This is a genomic window from Halobaculum sp. MBLA0147 (genome assembly GCF_041361345.1).
Lineage (GTDB): Archaea > Halobacteriota > Halobacteria > Halobacteriales > Haloferacaceae > JAHENP01.
The window spans coordinates 176,482-194,007 of record NZ_JBGKAD010000001.1; the positions used below are offsets into that span (position 1 = coordinate 176,482).

Below are 17,526 nucleotides of genomic sequence, written 5' to 3' on the forward strand. Positions count from 1 at the left end.
CGAGTGGGTCGGAGTATGCCCGGATGGGAGTGCGGCATCGACGGCTGCGAGGAGGCGTTCGACGCGCCGGAGGACGCCATCGTCCACCAGACGACGGAACACGAGCGCCACGAGTGTGCGGTGTGTGGCACCATCGTCCCCGAGGGGTACTTCGCGATCCGCCACGCGTTCGACGAACACACGCGTGCCGACTTCGTGCGCGCGTACGACGCGGACTCCGACGCCGTCCGCGAACGCGAGGAGATCAAGGCCGCCATCGAGGACGCCGCCGACCTCCGTGCCGTCGTCGAACGACTCAACGGCTCCGGCGCCTCCGCCTGAGGCGGGTCGCCGCCCGCCGTCTCACTCGCTGGCTGCAGTCGAATCGCTTCGACACGGACGGCTCTCTCCGTCGACCGCGCACGCACCACTGACGAGTCGGACGCGCGGAGAAGGACGACCACGCGCGGCGTGGTCGGAGTCGACAGCTGGTACCACTCCCGGACCGACGGTTACCGTCCCGCCGGTCGCCAACCGCATACCGAGCACTCTGCCGCGGCCGTGTCGTGGACGCCGCCGCAGTCTGGACACTGTTTCTTGTTGTACGACTCCTCCCACTCTGTCGGACCGGTGTCGTGGCCGGTGGTCGAGAGGAACTCGTCGAACAGGTCGTCGTCCGTGCTCGGTGCCGTCGCCATGCGTGCTACAGTATGACGCACACGGTACAAGAACCTTGTGGAGGCTTACCACACCGTGAGAATCACCGGTGAACGGCTCGTCCGGCCGCACGGTTCGGCAGTTCGGCGTCGAGGCCTCACTCCGTTCGGCGTCGCACCCGGACTCGGTCGGTCACTCTGTCGTCGGAGTCTCCTTCGACAGCACCGTGAGGTAGTGCGGGTCGGTCTCGTCGCCACGGCGGTGGATCGTCTCGACGGACCACGGGGTCGGTGCCAGCGCCTCTCGGAGCCGCTCCGGCGAGTACAGCCGGAACAGGAGCGTCTCGCTCCGCTCACCCTCGTACCGGAAGTGGAACGTCCGCGAGGCGAGCCCCGGCGGCGTCTCCGCGCGGTAGCCCAGCAGCTCGCTCGCCGCCGGGACCGTCGGGTCGTAGCCGTCGACGATCGCAGTCGCGTCGGGCGTCGTCACCCGCGCGAAGTCGACGAACAGCTCCGTCAGCCCGGCGAGCGAGCGCGCGAGACACGCCTGCGTCCCGTAGACGTGCAGCGACGCGAACCGGTCCGCCGGGAACGCCTCCGAGAGCGCGAACATGTCACCCAAGCGGGCCCGCTCGACACCGCGCTCGCGCATCGTCTCGACGAGGTGTTCGGACACCTCCAGCGCGACCGTCTCGAACTGCGCTTGGAAGTACAACGTGTCCCGCCCGACGCCGGCACCCACGTCCAACAGTGGCCCGTCGAGCCACCGCTCGCGGAACCGCGTCGACTCCGCGTCCGCCGTCCGCGGGTCGAAGTAGAAGTCCTGGATCGGGTGTTCCCGTTCCGTCTCGCCGTCCACCTGGTACAGCGGCGCGGTGCGCTCCTCGCGGGCGTGGTCCGCCAGCGCTCGTCCGAACGGATCTGTCACGTCCGGGCCGACCGGCGCCGGATACCTAAGCGTGGTTCGAAACTGTCACACACTCACACAGTTCGGGCGTCGCCGTCGTCGGATCGACGGCGTGGCCCGACCGGCGTTCAGAGAGCCGGCGCGGCCCGACCGGGGTTCAGAGAGTCGGCGCGGCTCGACCGGCTCTCAGGGCGTCGGCGCGGCCTTCTGGAGTGCGGTCTCGGCGATGTTGCCGCCGTAGTCGGCCGCACGCGACACGGAGTCGACGACGAGCCCGAGCAGTTGCGCCCGTGCGGGGTCCAACTCGCCGAGTAGTTCGTCGATCTCGCGGGCGCGCTGGTCGATCTCCCGGACGCGACCGCGTGCCTCGTTGGCGATCCGAGTCGCCTCGCTGGGCTCCTCCTCGAACAGCGCGTCCATCGCGTCGTCGACGACACCGGCGGCGTCGACACGCAACTCGTCGACCGCGTCGAGGAGGTCGCCGGGCACCACCTCCCCGTCGTCGTCGGCCATCTCGAGGGTGAGGTGGGCGATCTTCGTCGCGTGGTCGGCCGTCCGCTCCAGTTGGCGGGCGCTGGCGTGGTAGTCGAAACACGACTCCCGGTCCAAGCCGAGTTCGTCGGCGGCCTTCGGTGTCCGGAGCGTCGACCGGAAGATCCGCGAGACGACCATGTACAGGCGGTCTACGTCGTCGTCACGCTGGATCACGTCCCGCGCCATGTCCGTGTCCGCCTCCGCGAGCGCGGCGACGGCGTCCTCCAACATCGACAGCGCGATCAGTCGCATCCGGGTGACGGCGTTGTGGATCGACAGCTCCGAGGAGTCCAACAGGTCCCGGATGACGACACGGTCGCGCGTCTCTTCTAACACCTCCAACCCGACGAGCCCCTGGACGGCGTCGCGGATCGTGCGCCGCTGGTCGTTCGTGATCCGCGACGACTCCAGGGCGATGATGTCGAACCCGGAGACGTACATCGTCATCACCGCACGCGTGAGTTCCTCGCCGGTCAGATCCGCCACGTCCAGCGTCCCCTCCGTCCGCTCCTCCTCGGAGACGGGCGTGAGGAACAGCGAGTCCCCCTCGGGGTAGAACTCGACCTCGGTGCCGGCGCTGACACCGTTGTCCGTCGCCCAGCCTTTGGGGATCGACACGGTGTACGTGGAACCACCCGTGACCTGGACCTTCCGGGTCTCGACCATACGCGACGGTTCTCGGACCGGGGGCAAAAGCCTGCCGAAAGTCTATATATCCCGCGCCAGCGACACGGGCGGCTCCCGACTTCGACTCGGCGCGCCAGACTCGTGGGAGTCTACCGTTCACTCTGTACTCTCCGTAAATCCGTCTCCAACCTCTCTACCGGCGACAATTTCGGGTCACACGGTTCAGAACTCCCGGCGTCGACGGGGAGCGGCGGGCTGCGTGTGCGACCCGTTGTCGTACATCCGACTATATATTCATCATACCAGACTACTTAGGAGTGCTGCGCCTTCGATCTGGTGATGACGCAAGACGCGTCCGACTCGGTGTCACGGAGACGGTTCGTCCAGGCAGCGTCCGCAGCCGGAGTGGCCGGCGTCGCGGGGTGTGCCGGTGGGTCCGGCTCCGGATCGAGCGGGTCCAGCGACACGAGCAAACTGACCGCAGACGGGTCGTCGACGGTGTACCCGATCACGAACGGTGCCGCCTCGTTGTGGAACGGGAACCCGCCCGCCTCCGACGAGGAGTACTGGGGGCCGGGCCAGTACGACATCGACACGGACCAGAACCTCGCCGACTACTTCGCGGGACTGTACGGCTTCGAGGCGACCGAGGAGCGGTCGACGCCGCCGTTCTCGGTCAGCGTCGCGCTGTCGCACTCCGGGACGGGCGTGAAGGCCGTCGAGGAGGGGCGCGTCGACATCGGCGACTCCTCGGCGCCGGTCGCCGACGAGCTGCCGGAGGCCAGCGACTCGAAGCTCGACAAGTTCGTCGACCACGTCGTCGGCGTCGACGGTCAGCCGATCGTCGTCTCGAGTGAGATCAAGGAGGCCGGCGTGACGAAGCTCACCGGCGACCAGCTGAAGGCCATCTACAAGAAGGAGATCACCAACTGGAGCGAGGTCGGTGGCCCGGACAAGGAGATCCAGGCCATCGGGCGTGCCGAGGGCTCCGGGACGGACACCGCGTTCCGGTCGAACCTCTACGGCGACCCGGACGCGCCGATCCAGCCGGACGTGCGGAAGGGCCAGAACCAGCAGGTGAAGACGCTGGTGTCGAACACGGACAACGCCATCGCCTACATCGCGCTGGCGTTCGTCGAGGAGGGTGGCGCAGTGCCGCCCATCGCACTGGAACTCGAGGGGACGACCTACGAGTACGGCAAGAACCTCGGTGCGAAGGGGTACCCGCTGTCGCGTGACCTCCACTGTTACACGTGGGAGGACACCTCGAAGAAGGAGGCCGCGTTCATCAACATGATCCTGACCGAGTTCGGCCAGGAGAACTTCGTCGCCTCGAACAACTACTTCAAGCTGCCGGAGAGCCGCCGGAAGGCGCAACGCGAGAAGCTGCCGGACCAGTCCTGACGACGGGTCGGCCGTCGTGACGGCCGTCGGGCGTCTCCCGGCTGCCCACAGTGACAGTCTCCCGGGCGTGTGCCCGGCGTACCGATCCGAGACTCGCGACGACAGCGCGTGCGAGTACACGACACCCGGTTGTGGCGGCGGGTTCGCGGGGCCACGAGCGACCGTCCTCGCGATTCGGCCGAGGCGAGCGGTTCTCGAGCTCTCCGTAACCCACAGTCCCGTGTGTCGTCGCTCGGGCCGTCGCGAGTCGCGGACCCACGACGGCGCCGACCGGAAGGAAAGACATAATGAACCCCAATCGAACGGACGAAACGGATGGCCACGAGAACTGAGATCGGGCGTCGCCTCGCCGACGCGGACGACGGCGAGCGCGCCGTCGTGTTGCAGGTGATCGGCGGCCTGTCGTTGCTGGCGACACTGGTACTGTTCCTGTCGAACTCGTCGCTGACGGCGGTGCCGCTGCTCGTCACCCTGTCGACGGTCGTGTACGGGTGGGGGCGCCACCAGGCGACCACCGCACGGGCGCTGACGTTCGTGGCGACCGTCTCGACGGTGCTCGTGTTGGGGTTGATCGCCGTGTTCGTGTTCGTCGAGTCGATCCCGGCCGCGACGATCATGAGCGACACGGTGTTCGGGGTGACCATCCCCGGACTCGGGATGTTGACCCGCACGTCGCCCCCGTACTGGGCGTCGCGACAGAACCTCTTCTCGATGATCCCGATGATCTACGGGACGGTGGTGACGACCGCCATCGCGGTCACCGTCGCCGCGCCGCTGGGTGTGGCGGGGGCGCTGTTCATCGCGGAGATCGCGCCCGGGTGGGCCCGCGAGATCGTCAAACCCGGCGTCGAGATCCTCGCCGGCATCCCGTCGATCGTCTACGGGTTCATCGGCTTCGTCGTCATCAACCAGTACACCTTCGACGTGTTGGGGACGAGCTACGGGAGCCTGTTCTCCGTCGGACTCGTGATCGGGTTGATGTCGCTCCCGACGGTGGTGACGGTCGCGGAGGACGCCATCGACTCCATCCCGGACTCGATGAAGTCCGGCTCGTTGGCCGTCGGCGCGACGGACTGGCAGACGATGAAGAGTGTCACCCTGCCGGCGGCGTTCTCGGGGATCGCGGCGGCGGTCCTGTTGGGCGTCGGCCGGGCGATCGGGGAGACGATGGCTGCGACGGTGATGTTGGGACACAGCCAAGACCTCCCGGAGCCGCTGTACGACGTGTTCTTCAACGGCGAGACGCTGACGAGTGTCATCGCGAGTCAGTACGGTAACGCTACCGGGACGCAGTTGAGCGCGCTGTACGGGGCCGGGGTGATCCTCTTCGCGACTGTCGCCGTCATCAGCGTCGCCTCGCAACTGATCGAGTGGCGGATGAAGCGGACACTGGAGGGTGACGGATGACCGACGACACGAGCGAGCGGGGAGGACCCGACACGGCGGGCGAGCGAGCGGTGGACGACACGGCGAGTGAGTCGTCCGGCCCGCGGGCAGACGGCGGGAGCGAGAGAGAGCGCGGATCGTCCTCGTCGCCCCCCCGCGCCGACGGCGGGACGCTCGGCCTCGACGACGAGTCGACACGCTCGTCGCTCGTCGCGAACGACACGACGGTGTACGAGCGGGTCGCGGCGAGTCTCGTCGGCCTCAGCATCGTCACGTTCTCGCTGGGTGTGACGACGCTGTTCCGAGTGACCGAGGTCGGCTCGACGCGGATCCTCGGACTCGGCCTCTACCAGCTGTTCGGGCTCGCGATGGGTGCCGCCGGCACCGGGATCGTCGGGCTCGGCTTCGTCTCCCGTGCCGGGCTGGCGGACACGGAGCCGGACCCGTACACCGGGCCGCTCCCGATGACGGTAGTGAGTTGCCTCTGGCTGGCGACCGGGAGTGTGCTCGGCAGTTCGCTGCTCGGACTCGGGACGCTCGGCGGGGTCGGGTTCGGGCTGGCGACGGCCGTCGCGGCGTTCCTCGTCGGGCTGTGGGCGAGCGAGGACGTCGGGTCCACACTCCCAGTCGGCTCGCTGGTCGCGGTCGTCGGGCTGGTCCTGTTGGCCGGCGTGATCGACCAGTCGTGGGTGTACGACCCCGAGACGCTGCTCGCGCAGTTCCCGTCGCAGGCGGTCGTCCCGCTGTTCGCGATGGGCGGCGGGCTGCTCGGCGCCTGGAGCGGTGCGAAGGCCCACGCCGGGTTCGGCACTCGTGGCCGCCAGCAGGGGTCGTTCCTGTTGATCTCGATGAACGCGGCGGTGATGATCGCCGTGTTGGCCGCGCTGATCGGGTTCGTGGTCCTCCGTGGATTCGCCCCGATGACGGAGGGGTTCGAGATCGGGCTGACGACCTTCGAGTGGCCGTTCGTCACGAACCCCTCGCAGGGACTCGGGATCCAACGCGGCGTGTTCCCGGCCATCGTCGGCACCGTCTGGCTGGTGGTCGGCGCGGTGAGTTTCTCCGTCCCGCTGGCGGTCGGCGCGGCGGTGTTCCTCACCGAGTACGCCGAGCAGGGGCCGTTCACCCGCGGTGTCGAGGTGGCGACGAACGGTCTCTGGAGCACGCCGAGCGTCGTCTACGGGCTGTTCGGACTCGCCTTCCTCGTGCCGCGGTTCAACGACACGCGGTCGCTGCTCGCCGGGCAGTTGGTGCTCGGGTTCATGCTGCTGCCGCTGTGTCTCATCACGAGTCGGGAGGCGATCAAGAGCGTCCCCGACGAGTACCGGGACGCGAGTGCGGCACTCGGCGTGAACCAGTGGCAGACGATCCGCAGCGTCGTCTTGCCCGCCGCGATGCCGGGGATCATCACGGGGATCATCCTCGGCGTCGGGCGGATCGCGGGGGAGACGGCGCCGATCCTGCTGGTCGCCTCCGGGGCGACGTTCCCCTCCAGCGCGCCGCAGGTGTTGTCCTCGTTCCGGTTCCAGGCCGCGCCGCCGTTCGTCACCAACCCCGAGTTGTTGGAGGCGGGGTCGGCACTGCCGTACCAGCTGTACGCGATCATCACCGCCGGCGTCGGGGAGACGCAGGCGTTCGGCTGGGGGACCGCACTCGTCTTGCTGCTGGTCGTCCTCGGCTTCTACGCGGTCGGTATCGCCTCGCGCGTCTACTTCCGGCGGAAACTCGACAGAGACCAATAGACCATGACCGACGACACCACCGACGACACGGCGCCGACGCACAGCGAGCCCGCCACGGACGGCGGGACGACGACCGACACGCCGGAGACGGCGACAGACGGACCCGAGACGGCGACAGACACCGGGTCCACGGAGACGGACGGCGTCACCGAGACGGACAGTCCGGGCGTGAGCACGACGACGGGCGACCGCGTGACGACACAGGGCGAGAGCCACGAGGAGTCGCGCGCCGAGTGGACGGCCTACGAGTTCGACGGGGAGGCGGCCATCTCGACGACGGACTTGGACGTGTACTACGGGGACGAGCAGGCGATCCAGAGCGTCTCGATGGACGTGCCCCGGGAGAGTGTCACGGCGCTCGTCGGCCCCTCGGGGTGTGGGAAGTCGACGTTCCTCCGATCGCTCAACCGGATGAACGATCGGATCAACAGTGCCCGCGTGGAGGGCTCCGTCGAGGTGGACGGCGAGGAGATCTACCAGGACGGCGTCAACCTCGTCGAACTCCGCAAGCGGGTCGGGATGGTGTTCCAACACCCGAACCCGTTCCCGAAGTCGATCCGGAAGAACATCTCCTACGGACCACGGAAACACGGCGACATCGACACGGGATTCGTGGCCCGGCTGTTGGGTCGCGACGACTCCGAGAAGGAGGAGGAGCTCGTCGAGCGCTCGCTGCGACAGGCGGCACTGTACGAGGAGGTGAAAGACCGGTTGGACGACAACGCGCTGGGGATCTCCGGTGGGCAACAACAGCGGCTCTGTATCGCGCGGTGTCTGGCGGTCGACCCCGAGGTGATCCTGATGGACGAACCGGCCTCGGCGCTGGACCCCATCGCCACCTCGAAGATCGAGGACCTGATCGAGGAGTTGGCCGAGGACTACACGGTCGTCATCGTCACGCACAACATGCAGCAGGCGGCGCGGATCTCCGACCAGACGGCGGTGTTCCTCACCGGCGGGGAGTTGGTCGAGTACGACGAGACGGAGAAGATCTTCGAGAACCCGGAGAGCCAACGCGTCGAAGACTACATCACCGGGAAGTTCGGGTGAGTGCTCGCGGGCGACCCCGTCGGAGTACCGCCCGACCGCCCGACGGCCACGGACCTACCAGACGGACGCCCGGAACGACTTTGCCCGTCGCCCACACCAGAGTCACGTATGGTCACGGAGACGGAACGCGACGACATGACCTGGTACCAGTGTGACGAGTGTGGGCTCCTGTTCGACAGCGAGTCCGACGCCACCCAACACGAGGAGAACTGTACCAGCGAAGACGACCCCTCATACCTGCAGTAGTCGGTTCTGTGTCGTCCGTCGGCTCTCGCCGACCTCGCCCCCGGGTCACTCGTCGCCGTCGACGACCGGATCGTCGATCCAGCCGTCGTCGTCGCCGGTCGCGGCGGCGTTCGCGGCCACGTCCGGGTCCGTCTCCGCCGTCTCGTCGGTGTCTTCCTCGTCGTCGACGACGAACTCGTAGCTCTCCTCGCTCCACTGGTCTTCGAGGAAGACGAAGACACGGCCACGAGCCACCTCGGGATCGGCCTCGATCTCCGTCCGCTCCCCGGAGAGTCGACGGGCGGTGACGCCCGGGAACACGGACTCCGACTCGCCCGCCGAGAGGATCACGCGCCCGACGCCGGAGCCCTCGAGAATCTCGGCGTCCGTCTTCAGGTCGTTGACGTACAACAGGACACCCTCCGTCTCGGTCGGGTCCGTGACGAGCACGTGGACTTCCTTCCCGGGGCCGGCAGTGAGACTGCCGGAGACGGTCTCGGGGACGCCGCGGTACAGCGTCACGCGCCCGTCGAGGTACTCGACGGCGACGCCCTCCTCGCGGAGCTCTACGCCGACGGTCTTCGGCGCCACGTCGCTACGGCGGGTCATACACGTGCTTCCCGCGGAGCCCGCAAAAGCCCCCCGTTCCAGACTGGCAGCGGCACCGACGGGGTTCGAGTACCAGTGGCGACGAGACGCCGCGCGGCGCTGGCACTGCGACCGACACCGACGGAACACGCCGCGCGGCGCTGGCACTGCGACCGACACCGACGGAACACGCCGCGCGGCGCTGGCACGACGGGTGGTGAAGACGACACGACCACCGGTCGCGACGGCGGAGGCTTTTCAGGGGAGCGTCGTGGACGGTGTGCGTATGGACGCCGATCGCCGCGGGGTGCTGCGGGCCAGTGCCGCCGTCGCGGCGCTGCTCGGGGGGTGTGCGAGTCAGGCGTCGCGCCGCGACGACCGGACACGGTCGGACCGCCCGACACGGACGGCCACGCCGACGCCAGCCGAGCGTGCGGCGGGTGAGGCTACGGCGGCCGACGCCGACGCCGCCGACCGCGCCGCCAGCGACACCGCCACCGAGACGGAGACACCCACGCCGACGGCGACCGCGACTCCGCGGCCGAACCGACCGCTCGCGACCCGGACCAGCGCGGTCGTCTCGGAGGTGCGGTGGTTCGCACGCGAGTACCCCGACGCGATGGAGCGGTACCGCGAGGCACTCGACCGTGGCCAGGAGACTGCACTCGAGTTGGCCGACCAGGCGGAGGTGACACTCGCCGAGGCGGAGGCGTTCGACGAGGACCTCTCGGCGGTCGCGGACGACGTGGCCGACGCCGTCGCGCCTCACTTCGGGATCCACAACGAGATCGACGACCGGCTCGCGGCGTACGGTGCCCGCGTGAAGCGGTTTGCCCGACGTGGTGACGAGGACCGCGTCGAGGAGGAACTCCGACTCGCGGCAGAGTACGCCGACGGTGTCGGGTCGGACGTGTTCGTCGACGAGTCGCTGTCGCGTGACCCGATCAACAACCGACTCGTCCGCCGCCTCCGGAACGGCTCGTTCCAGCCGGCGCGACCGCTGTTGTACCAGATCGAGTACCTCACGAGCGGGTTCCGCGCGTACGCGTTCGTGACGCGACACCCACGGAGTCCGGCGCCGTACGACCTCGACCGGCCGCCTCTGACCGACGGGGAGCGAGACGCCGTGTTGCGTGCGTTCGACCCGCTGCGGGTGGATCGTGACCGTCGCGACGAGACGTTGATCGCGATCACACCCGGTCGCGCCACACGCGAGGAGCCGTTCGGGACCACCGACCCGTCCGTCGGACGCGACCGGACGGTGTACGTCCAGCGGTACGAGTCGCGGGGGGCGGCCAGACGGGCGGCGGCCGTCGCGCTCGGCCGGGTCGGTATCGACGAGTTCGCGGACGACCCGACCACCGTCGGCGACTCGCAGTGGGACCGAATATACTACCGCGTCGGCGGCGACACCTTCTACGCGTACCTCACCCGTGCCGGGCCACACCTCCTCGTCACCGGCGGTTCGGAGGTGGCCTGGGAGGAGCGAACCGGGTGGGGGGAGACCCACCGCCGGACGTGGCTCGCCGGGGACGGCGGGTGACGACCCCACGAGGGACTACTTTTATTCTGATCGCCGAGTTACACCTCCTGTGGCACGGACTCGGCGGGGGTTGTTGGCGTTACTCGCGGCCAGCACCGGCTGTCTCGGCTTCGGTGGTGGCAACGAGGTGACACCGGCACCCGTCACGGAGACGCAACCGGCGGACACGCCGACGCGGACGCAGACGACGACCGACTCGGCGACGGCGACACGGACGCGGACGCAGACCCGGACGGGGTCGCCGACGCGGACGCAGACGGCGACCGACTCGCCGACGGCGACACGGACCGAGACGGGGACACCGACCGCGACACCGACACCGACGCCGCGGGCCGCACAGGTACCGCCGGCCGGAACGCTGTCCGTCGAGACGCTGTCGACGCGTGCCGAGCGGCGTGACGGCGGTGGCGTCGCGCTGGTCGACCTCGCAGTGTCGAACACCAGCGGCGGGTCGTCGGGGTCGGACGGTGGCTCGGTGACGTTCACGGAGATCACGCTCCGTGTCGACGTGTTCTACGAGCCGATCGGACTCGACCGCGACCGGGTCGGTGTCGGCTACGTCACCTCGGAGTTCGACCGGCTCTCGCCGGGGTCGCGAGAACTGCTCACGGCGGAGGTGGAGTTGGACGACGACCTCGACGGGACGGAGTCGGACGGCCTGTTCGACGCCCAACACCAGGTTCGGAGTGTCGTCTACGAGTGAGTGTTCGGAGTGGTGAGTGCTCCGTGTCGCCGACGAGTGAGTGTTGGGAGTGGTGAGTGCTCCGTGTCGCCGACGAGTGGGTTCTCGACACGGCGTCTGGCTCGACGGTCACCGAGAGTGTCTAGACCGCCCCGACCGCCAGTTTGATTCGCTCGGGGACCGCCGGTGGTGACGTGTACGGAACGGCGGTAGCCAGCGGTGCGGGGACGGTCGTCAACGCGCTCGCGACGGGTCGTGGCGCCGCGTTCGCACTCGACGTGTCGACACGGGCGCGTGTCGCACTCGATCCGACGACGACGGGCGTCGACGGGGAGATCGCCGACGCGCCGACGGAAGACACCACGCTGATCGAGCGCTGTGTCGAGCGTGTCGTCGACGGGTACGGCGACGGCGAGGGTGGTCGTGTGCGGACCGACGGCGAGGTGCCGCTGGCGGCCGGTCTCAAGTCCTCCTCGGCGGCCGCGAACGCGACCGTCTTGGCGACGTTGGCCGCACTCGACGTGGCCGTCGGTCCCGACGGCAGCGTCTCGTACGCGGACGCCTGCCGGATCGGCGTCGCGGCCGCACGGGACGCCGGCGTGACGGTGACGGGCGCGTTCGACGACGCCGCGGCGAGTATGCTCGGCGGACTGGTCGTCACCGACAACACGGCCGACGAGTTGTTGACGACGGCCCCGTTCGACTACGACGCTGTGGTGTGGACGCCGCCAGCTCGTGCCTACAGTGCGGACGCGGACGTGGCGGCCTGCGAGGCGGTCGCCCCGATGGCGGAGTTGGCGATCCGACTCGCACGCGAAGGGTCGCCGACGGAGGCGATGACGGTCAACGGGCTGGCCTTCTCGGCGGCGCTAGAGTACCCGACCGACCCCGCGGTGGCGGCGATGCCCCACGCGGCCGGCGTCTCGCTGTCCGGGACCGGCCCCAGCGTCGTCGCCGTCGGCGAGGGGGACGCGCTGGACCCCGTGGCCGCCGACTGGCGCGAGCGACCGGGCGAGGTGGTGCGGACGACGACGACCGCCGAGGGCGCACGGATCCGCGACCGCGGCGACGGCGACCCGCCGAACGGGTGGTGGTGAGCGTGCGGGCGGCGGTCCCGTGGCGCGGACGCGAGTCGCCCACCCGACGACAGACGGTGCCTCGACGACGGCAGACACGGCGAGACGAGGACGGATCGACGGGAGATACACGATGACCGATCAGACAGACGACACAGACGAGACGACGGCAGACTGGGGGAGCGAACCCGGGGCGGGGACCGACGACCCCGATCCCGAGGAGATGACGCTAGCGGAACTCCGCGAGGAGATCCGCTCGATCGACCGCGAACTCGTGGAGTTGATCGCACGGCGGACGTACGTCGCCGACACCATCGCGGACGTGAAGGCCGCCAAGGACCTGCCGACGACCGACGAGAGCCAAGAGCAGGCCGTGATGGACCGCGCGGGAGAGAACGCCGAGCAGTTCGAGGTGGACTCGAACCTCGTGAAGGCGATCTTCAGACTGCTGATCGAACTGAACAAGGTCGAACAACGCGAGCGGCGGTGACCGGCCGAATCGGCGCGGTACGTCGACGCTGGCGAAAAGATGGGCCCGGACTTCAGTACGTCCAGAGCCGCGAGACGCGGTCGGCGACCGCCTCGTGGTCCGTCCGGAGTCGCTCCGGGTCGCGTTCGCCGTCGACGTTCACGACGTGGAGTTCGCCGCGGCGGCCGTCGTACACGTCTTGGAAGTCGTAGACGAGTCCCAGGATCGTCACCTCGTCGGGTACCTCGCCACTCTCGAGACAGTAGTCGACCTGTCTGTCGACGTTGTACTCCACGAGGTGGTTAACCGCGGTGGCGCGGTCGAAGCCGTCCGGCAGCCGGTCGACACCCTCACCGATCGCCTCGGTCAACAGCTCCACGCAGTGACGGATCCCCGGCGGTCCCGAGGGCTCGTCGGTCACCGCGTCGTAGGTGGCGGTCACCGCTCCACAGCCGGTGTGGCCCACGACGGCGACGGTCTCGGTTCCGGTGTGGAGGAGCGGGTACAACACGTCCCCCGAGACGACCGTCTCCGACGCCGTGCGCTGGACGACGCGGTTGCCGACGTTGCCGACGGTGAAGATCGCTCCCGGACGCTCGTTTCCCCACCCGTGATCCTGGAGCACGCGGGAGTCCGAACAGGCGACCGTCACCATGTCCGGTCGCTGACTCTCCTGTACGTCGTCGAACCGCGACTCGAACTGGTCGGCGTGCCGGTCGTTGCCCCGGAGGTGGGCCAGGATGCGCTCGTCCACGTGTGGAGGTGGTCGCGGTGGGGGTATCAAGACTGGGGCCAATCTCGTCGCGACTCCCTGTCGAACCCCCTCGCCTCCCACCGGTAGTCGACCGCCGAAACCGCCGTCCGGACCCGAGGATTCACACCGCCGCCCGTGTACCGACGAGACGTGTCTCGTGACGACCCGCGGTGGAACCCGCTGCCGGCGCGCGTCGCGTCGTTCTACCTGTCGACGCCGTGGACCCTGTCGCTGTTGCTCGTCGGGAACGGGCTCGCCTTCCTCGTCGGGGTCCGCTACTACCTCGACACGATGGGTGCCGTCCCGACGTTCCTGTGGCCGCTGTACGGGGACTCGCCGACCGCACTCGCACTCGGGACGCTCGTGTTGGCGACCGCGCTCCCGGCGCTTTCTGGGGACTTCTGGGGTACGGATGTGGAGTCGGAGGAGGAGACACACGCGGGGACCGACGAGGAGACGAACGACCCGTCGAGCGGGTCGCGTGCGACGGCGCGACACGTCCCCGGCCCACTGGCGGTGGTGACGACGCTGGCCGTGGTGTGGCTCGTCGAGACGGGCCTGTGGACTGCGGTGGCGCTGAACGTCCCGTTCGTCCGGCCGGATCTCCCCTTCGACCTGTACGTCGGGTTCGACGACGACTCGCTGTGGGCCTACTGGGGGATCCTCGCGACCCACGTCGCCTTCCTCGTGGAGGCGGCGCTGATCGCTCGCCTCGGCCGGACATCGCGACGACTCCTCGCGGGGGCGTTCCTGGCGGTGCTGTGCAACGACCTCTTCGACTACGGCTTCCTCGTCGGGCTCCCGACCGCCGGCCACCCGCCGGTTCGGTACGAGCCCACGTGGGTCCTCGCCGCCGGGAGCGTCGCCACGTCCGTCGTCGCCGTCGTCGTCGCCGGGTGGTTACTGCCGCGAGGGACGGTCGCTCGTGACTGAGCCCAGTCTCAGTCGTCGAACGAGACACCCAGTTCCACCTCGTACTCGTGCATCGCGTCGCCGTCGTCCGTCAACACGAACGTCGCACGGAACCGCCGGTCGTCGAGGAGGTGCGGGAGCCACACCCGGTCGTCGACCCACATCTCCTCGTACGGCGGGTCCGCGACCGGGTGCCACTCCGGGACTGCCTCGGGCGTCGACTGCGGGTCGCCGTCGATCCCGTCGGCGCGGAACGCGTGGGCGAACATCGAGTCGTCGTCCGGGTCGCGGTCGCGGAAGTGGAAGGCGAACTCGCCGACCTTCCGGACGTCGAGCGGGTCGACGCGGACCTCCTCGCGCACCTCGCGGACCACACACTCGCGTGGCGTCTCGCCCGCTTCGACCGCACCGCCGGGGCCGACGAGGTTGCCGGCGCCGACGCCGCGCTGCTTCCGGATGAGGAGCAGTTCGCCGTCGACGACCGGGTGGCAGATCGTGTACTCGTCCAACTCGGCGTGTGCGTCGGTCACACCGGCGACCGGGTCGGCGGCGAGTAAGTCGTTGCGGTCGCGTGCGGTGTGTCGTCGGTGGAGTCGCCGGTTCGCGTACGGGCGGCCGCTTCGGGGGAGTCACCGCGGTCGCGTGACGTGCGTCAGACACCGGCGTGAGGACTTATCCGGGCGGCGTGGGTGACTCCGGGTATGAGCGAGGAGACGGAGACGATCACCGTCGCCGACATCAGCGACGGGCCGGGCGGGGCGTCGAACCTACAGCCGGGGACGCCGATCTCGCTGCCGGTGGTCGAGATCCTCACCGGTCGCGGGTTCGTCACCGGCAAGTCCGGGTCGGGCAAGAGCAACACCGCGTCGGTGATCATCGAGAACCTGCTGGACAACAACTTCCCCGTGCTGATCGTCGACAGCGACGGCGAGTACTACGGGCTGAAAGAGGAGTACGAGATCCTCCACGCGGGCGCCGACGAGGAGTGTGACATCCAGGTCTCGGACGAACACGCCGAGAAGCTCGCCCACCTCGCCTTGGACCAGAACGTCCCGATCATCCTCGACGTGTCCGGCTTCTTGGACGAGGATGTCGCCAACACCCTCGTCCGGGAGACGGCACGCCACCTCTTCGCCAAGGAGAAGAAGCTGAAGAAGCCGTTCCTGATGCTCGTCGAGGAGTGTCACGAGTACATCCCCGAAGGCGCGGGGCTCGACGACACCGGCCGGACGCTGATCAAGATCGGGAAACGCGGCCGGAAACACGGCCTCGGGATCGTCGGGATCTCCCAGCGGCCGGCGGACGTGAAGAAGGACTTCATCACCCAGTGTGACTGGCTCTGTTGGCACCGCCTCACCTGGGACAACGACACGAAGGTCGTCAAGCGGATCTTGGGCAGCGAGTACGGCGAGGCCATCGAGGAGGTCGACGACGGCGAGGCGTTCCTGATGACCGACTGGTCGGAGTCGATCCGCCGGGTCAAGTTCCACCGCAAACAGACGTTCGACGCGGGCGCGACGCCCGGCCTCGACGACTTCGAACGACCGGACCTGAAGAGTGTCTCGGGGGATCTGGTGTCGGAGCTGCAGGAGATCACCGACGAACAACAGCGTCGCGAGTCGGAGTTGGCGGACCTCAGACAGGAACTCGACGAGAAGCGCCAGCGGATCTCGGAACTCGAACGGGAACTGGAGGAGGCCCGCGACATGTCCGCGATGGCCGACGACTTCGCGCAGGCGCTGTTACGGAAGGCGGACGCCTCCTACCGCGGCGGCTCGGGGTCGAACCCCGCGAAGGCTCAACTGGACCAGTTCACCGGGGCGGACGACGGTGGACAGACGGACGACGCCGAGCGAGTAGACGACACCGAGCAGGCTGACGACGCCGACCACGAAGCCACCAGCGGGCAGGCGGACGACGGCGGCGACGAGGGCGAGTCGCCCGCTGTCGTCGAGGGGAGTGACGAGTCCGTGACCGTCGACGGAGACAGTCGTGGCGAGGCCGTCGTCGACGCGACTGTGGACGACGTGGACGCAGCCGAGGCCGCGGCGAGTGACGGCGGATCACGGCGACCGTCGGCGGACACGTCGATCCCGACGGCCGGACTCGGGTCGGAACCGACGACCAGCGCGACCGCCTCGTCGACGACCACGAGCGGAACGGCACGATCCGCACGCGAGGCGACGGGTTCGATCCCGGAGGTGGGCGATGTGGACCTGCGAGCGGCAGCGAGTCGCTCCGGGTTCCGCGAGCACGCCGGGATCGCCGCCTTCGCCGCCGGGACGGAACTCCGGAGTCGCGAGGTCGTCGTCCAGGGGTTCGTCGACGCCATCGAGTCGTTCGACGAGGTGACCCGTGCGATGTTGGCCCACTACCGCGACAGTGGGAACGCGACGCCGGTCGCGGCACACGTCGCCGCCGGTGGCTCGGGACGGCGCGAGTTCGCCTACGCCCGCAACGGCACCCTCCGTCGAGCGGGCGTGATCGAGCACGCCGGTCGCGGACGCTACCGCTACCGGCTCCCGGCGATCGTCCGCCGTGTCTACGGCGACGGTGCCGACGAACAGGAGATCGCCGAGACGGTCTCGATCATCGAAGGAAAGACGGGGCTCGCCGGCGAAGCGACGCCCGAGTGACGCTGAAACTACCGCGCGCCGAGACCGCCGCCGACTCGCCGGCCGACGCGGCGTGGACGCTCCCCCAGCACGCCCGGCTCATCGTCTACGAGACGGACGACGGTAACGAACTGTTGACGATCTACGACTGTGGCGCGGCCCAGAAGCCGCCCTCGGGCCAGACCGTCGGCGTCCTCGGACGAGTGCGTGCCGACCACGAACTGGAACGGACGCCGACCGGCTACGTGGTGAAGATGCGAGAGCCGGCGCGACTGGTGCGGCAGGAGACCGATCCGGACCACTTCGTCGTGGAACGGCGCGAGGGGTGAGTCGACGCGCTCACCACGTGCAGTGGGGTAGCCTTTTCACCGGAGCCG

The 17,526-nt window shown here is 69.0% G+C and carries 18 protein-coding genes and 1 pseudogene; 13 read left to right on the top strand and 6 right to left on the bottom strand.

The genetic code is table 11. The features are described from left to right. Positions 1-15 precede the first annotated feature (15 nt). Positions 16-321: a DUF7565 family protein gene (locus RYH80_RS00880; protein WP_370901975.1), complete on the top strand. Its 306-nt coding sequence runs from the start codon at positions 16-18 to the stop codon at positions 319-321. A gap of 170 nt (positions 322-491) precedes the next feature. Here the strand turns inward: RYH80_RS00880 and RYH80_RS00885 are convergent, their stop codons facing one another. The 3 genes from RYH80_RS00885 to RYH80_RS00895 form a co-directional block, all read right to left on the bottom strand. Further along, complete coding sequence (locus tag RYH80_RS00885) at positions 492-677, bottom strand: HVO_0416 family zinc finger protein (RefSeq protein ID WP_370901976.1); 186 nt, start codon at positions 675-677, stop codon at positions 492-494. Positions 678-828: 151 nt separating this feature from the next. Next, positions 829-1,563 (bottom strand): class I SAM-dependent methyltransferase, encoded by a 735-nt coding sequence (locus tag RYH80_RS00890; protein WP_370901977.1) that lies wholly within the window; start codon positions 1,561-1,563, stop codon positions 829-831. A 165-nt stretch (positions 1,564-1,728) separates the two neighbouring features. Continuing rightward, positions 1,729-2,742 (bottom strand): PhoU domain-containing protein, encoded by a 1,014-nt coding sequence (locus tag RYH80_RS00895; protein ID WP_370901978.1) that lies wholly within the window; start codon positions 2,740-2,742, stop codon positions 1,729-1,731. A gap of 300 nt (positions 2,743-3,042) precedes the next feature. On the opposite strand from RYH80_RS00895, the gene RYH80_RS00900 reads away from it, so the two are divergent. From RYH80_RS00900 to RYH80_RS00920, 5 genes are all read left to right on the top strand, one after another. Next, positions 3,043-4,107 (top strand): PstS family phosphate ABC transporter substrate-binding protein, encoded by a 1,065-nt coding sequence (locus RYH80_RS00900; protein ID WP_370901979.1) that lies wholly within the window; start codon positions 3,043-3,045, stop codon positions 4,105-4,107. Between the two features lie 315 nt (positions 4,108-4,422). Further along, a complete protein-coding gene (gene pstC / locus RYH80_RS00905; protein WP_370901980.1) occupies positions 4,423-5,514 on the top strand; it encodes a phosphate ABC transporter permease subunit PstC in 1,092 nt (363 codons plus the stop codon). Beyond that, positions 5,511-7,235 carry a phosphate ABC transporter permease PstA gene (pstA, locus tag RYH80_RS00910; protein ID WP_370901981.1) on the top strand — a complete coding sequence of 575 codons (1,725 nt, stop codon included), beginning with the start codon at positions 5,511-5,513 and terminating at the stop codon, positions 7,233-7,235. Before pstC ends, pstA begins: the two co-directional genes overlap by 4 nt. 3 nt (positions 7,236-7,238) lie before the next feature. After that, positions 7,239-8,285: a phosphate ABC transporter ATP-binding protein PstB gene (gene pstB, locus RYH80_RS00915; RefSeq protein ID WP_370901982.1), complete on the top strand. Its 1,047-nt coding sequence runs from the start codon at positions 7,239-7,241 to the stop codon at positions 8,283-8,285. Positions 8,286-8,393: 108 nt separating this feature from the next. Continuing rightward, a complete protein-coding gene (locus tag RYH80_RS00920) occupies positions 8,394-8,531 on the top strand; it encodes a DUF7128 family protein (RefSeq protein ID WP_370901983.1) in 138 nt (45 codons plus the stop codon). 162 nt (positions 8,532-8,693) lie between these two features. Here RYH80_RS00920 and RYH80_RS00925 read toward each other — a convergent pair. Further along, positions 8,694-9,119: pseudogene (locus RYH80_RS00925) on the bottom strand (DUF5796 family protein); the annotation flags it as partial. Positions 9,120-9,384: 265 nt separating this feature from the next. Here RYH80_RS00925 and RYH80_RS00930 point away from each other — a divergent pair. From RYH80_RS00930 to RYH80_RS00945, 4 genes are all read left to right on the top strand, one after another. Next, the gene (locus tag RYH80_RS00930) at positions 9,385-10,641 is read left to right on the top strand and encodes a hypothetical protein (RefSeq protein WP_370901984.1); all 1,257 of its coding nucleotides are present in this window, start codon (positions 9,385-9,387) and stop codon (positions 10,639-10,641) included. Positions 10,642-10,690: 49 nt separating this feature from the next. Then, positions 10,691-11,344, top strand: a complete 654-nt coding sequence (locus RYH80_RS00935) for a hypothetical protein (RefSeq protein ID WP_370901985.1) — start codon at positions 10,691-10,693, stop codon at positions 11,342-11,344. Positions 11,345-11,517: 173 nt separating this feature from the next. Then, positions 11,518-12,420: a shikimate kinase gene (locus RYH80_RS00940; RefSeq protein WP_370901986.1), complete on the top strand. Its 903-nt coding sequence runs from the start codon at positions 11,518-11,520 to the stop codon at positions 12,418-12,420. Positions 12,421-12,532: 112 nt separating this feature from the next. Then, positions 12,533-12,889 (top strand): chorismate mutase, encoded by a 357-nt coding sequence (locus RYH80_RS00945; protein ID WP_370901987.1) that lies wholly within the window; start codon positions 12,533-12,535, stop codon positions 12,887-12,889. 52 nt (positions 12,890-12,941) lie between these two features. Here RYH80_RS00945 and RYH80_RS00950 read toward each other — a convergent pair whose 3' ends face one another. Then, the gene (locus RYH80_RS00950) at positions 12,942-13,622 is read right to left on the bottom strand and encodes a carbonic anhydrase (protein ID WP_370901988.1); all 681 of its coding nucleotides are present in this window, start codon (positions 13,620-13,622) and stop codon (positions 12,942-12,944) included. Between the two features lie 150 nt (positions 13,623-13,772). Between RYH80_RS00950 and RYH80_RS00955 the strand changes: the two genes are divergently transcribed. Continuing rightward, positions 13,773-14,555 carry a DUF1405 domain-containing protein gene (locus RYH80_RS00955; protein ID WP_370901989.1) on the top strand — a complete coding sequence of 261 codons (783 nt, stop codon included), beginning with the start codon at positions 13,773-13,775 and terminating at the stop codon, positions 14,553-14,555. An 8-nt stretch (positions 14,556-14,563) separates the two neighbouring features. Here RYH80_RS00955 and RYH80_RS00960 read toward each other — a convergent pair whose 3' ends face one another. Further along, positions 14,564-15,064, bottom strand: a complete 501-nt coding sequence (locus tag RYH80_RS00960; protein ID WP_370901990.1) for an 8-oxo-dGTP diphosphatase — start codon at positions 15,062-15,064, stop codon at positions 14,564-14,566. 171 nt (positions 15,065-15,235) lie between these two features. Between RYH80_RS00960 and RYH80_RS00965 the strand changes: the two genes are divergently transcribed. Both RYH80_RS00965 and RYH80_RS00970 read left to right on the top strand, forming a co-directional pair. Next, complete coding sequence (locus RYH80_RS00965; protein ID WP_370901991.1) at positions 15,236-17,170, top strand: ATP-binding protein; 1,935 nt, start codon at positions 15,236-15,238, stop codon at positions 17,168-17,170. Continuing rightward, positions 17,167-17,478: a hypothetical protein gene (locus tag RYH80_RS00970; protein ID WP_370901992.1), complete on the top strand. Its 312-nt coding sequence runs from the start codon at positions 17,167-17,169 to the stop codon at positions 17,476-17,478. The genes RYH80_RS00965 and RYH80_RS00970 overlap by 4 nt, the downstream gene beginning before the upstream one ends. Positions 17,479-17,526 lie beyond the last annotated feature (48 nt).

Bases quoted from the DNA above. Each gene is read 5' to 3' on its own strand.
- pstA (WP_370901981.1), top strand. From the start codon at position 5,511: ATGACCGACGACACGAGCGAGCGGGGAGGACCCGACACGGCGGGCGAG.
- pstC (WP_370901980.1), top strand. From the start codon at position 4,423: ATGGCCACGAGAACTGAGATCGGGCGTCGCCTCGCCGACGCGGACGAC.
- RYH80_RS00880 (WP_370901975.1), top strand. From the start codon at position 16: ATGCCCGGATGGGAGTGCGGCATCGACGGCTGCGAGGAGGCGTTCGAC.
- RYH80_RS00965 (WP_370901991.1), top strand. From the start codon at position 15,236: ATGAGCGAGGAGACGGAGACGATCACCGTCGCCGACATCAGCGACGGG.
- RYH80_RS00945 (WP_370901987.1), top strand. From the start codon at position 12,533: ATGACCGATCAGACAGACGACACAGACGAGACGACGGCAGACTGGGGG.
- RYH80_RS00920 (WP_370901983.1), top strand. From the start codon at position 8,394: ATGGTCACGGAGACGGAACGCGACGACATGACCTGGTACCAGTGTGAC.
- RYH80_RS00885 (WP_370901976.1), bottom strand. From the start codon at position 677: ATGGCGACGGCACCGAGCACGGACGACGACCTGTTCGACGAGTTCCTC.
- pstB (WP_370901982.1), top strand. From the start codon at position 7,239: ATGACCGACGACACCACCGACGACACGGCGCCGACGCACAGCGAGCCC.
- RYH80_RS00930 (WP_370901984.1), top strand. From the start codon at position 9,385: ATGGACGCCGATCGCCGCGGGGTGCTGCGGGCCAGTGCCGCCGTCGCG.
- RYH80_RS00895 (WP_370901978.1), bottom strand. From the start codon at position 2,742: ATGGTCGAGACCCGGAAGGTCCAGGTCACGGGTGGTTCCACGTACACC.
- RYH80_RS00900 (WP_370901979.1), top strand. From the start codon at position 3,043: ATGACGCAAGACGCGTCCGACTCGGTGTCACGGAGACGGTTCGTCCAG.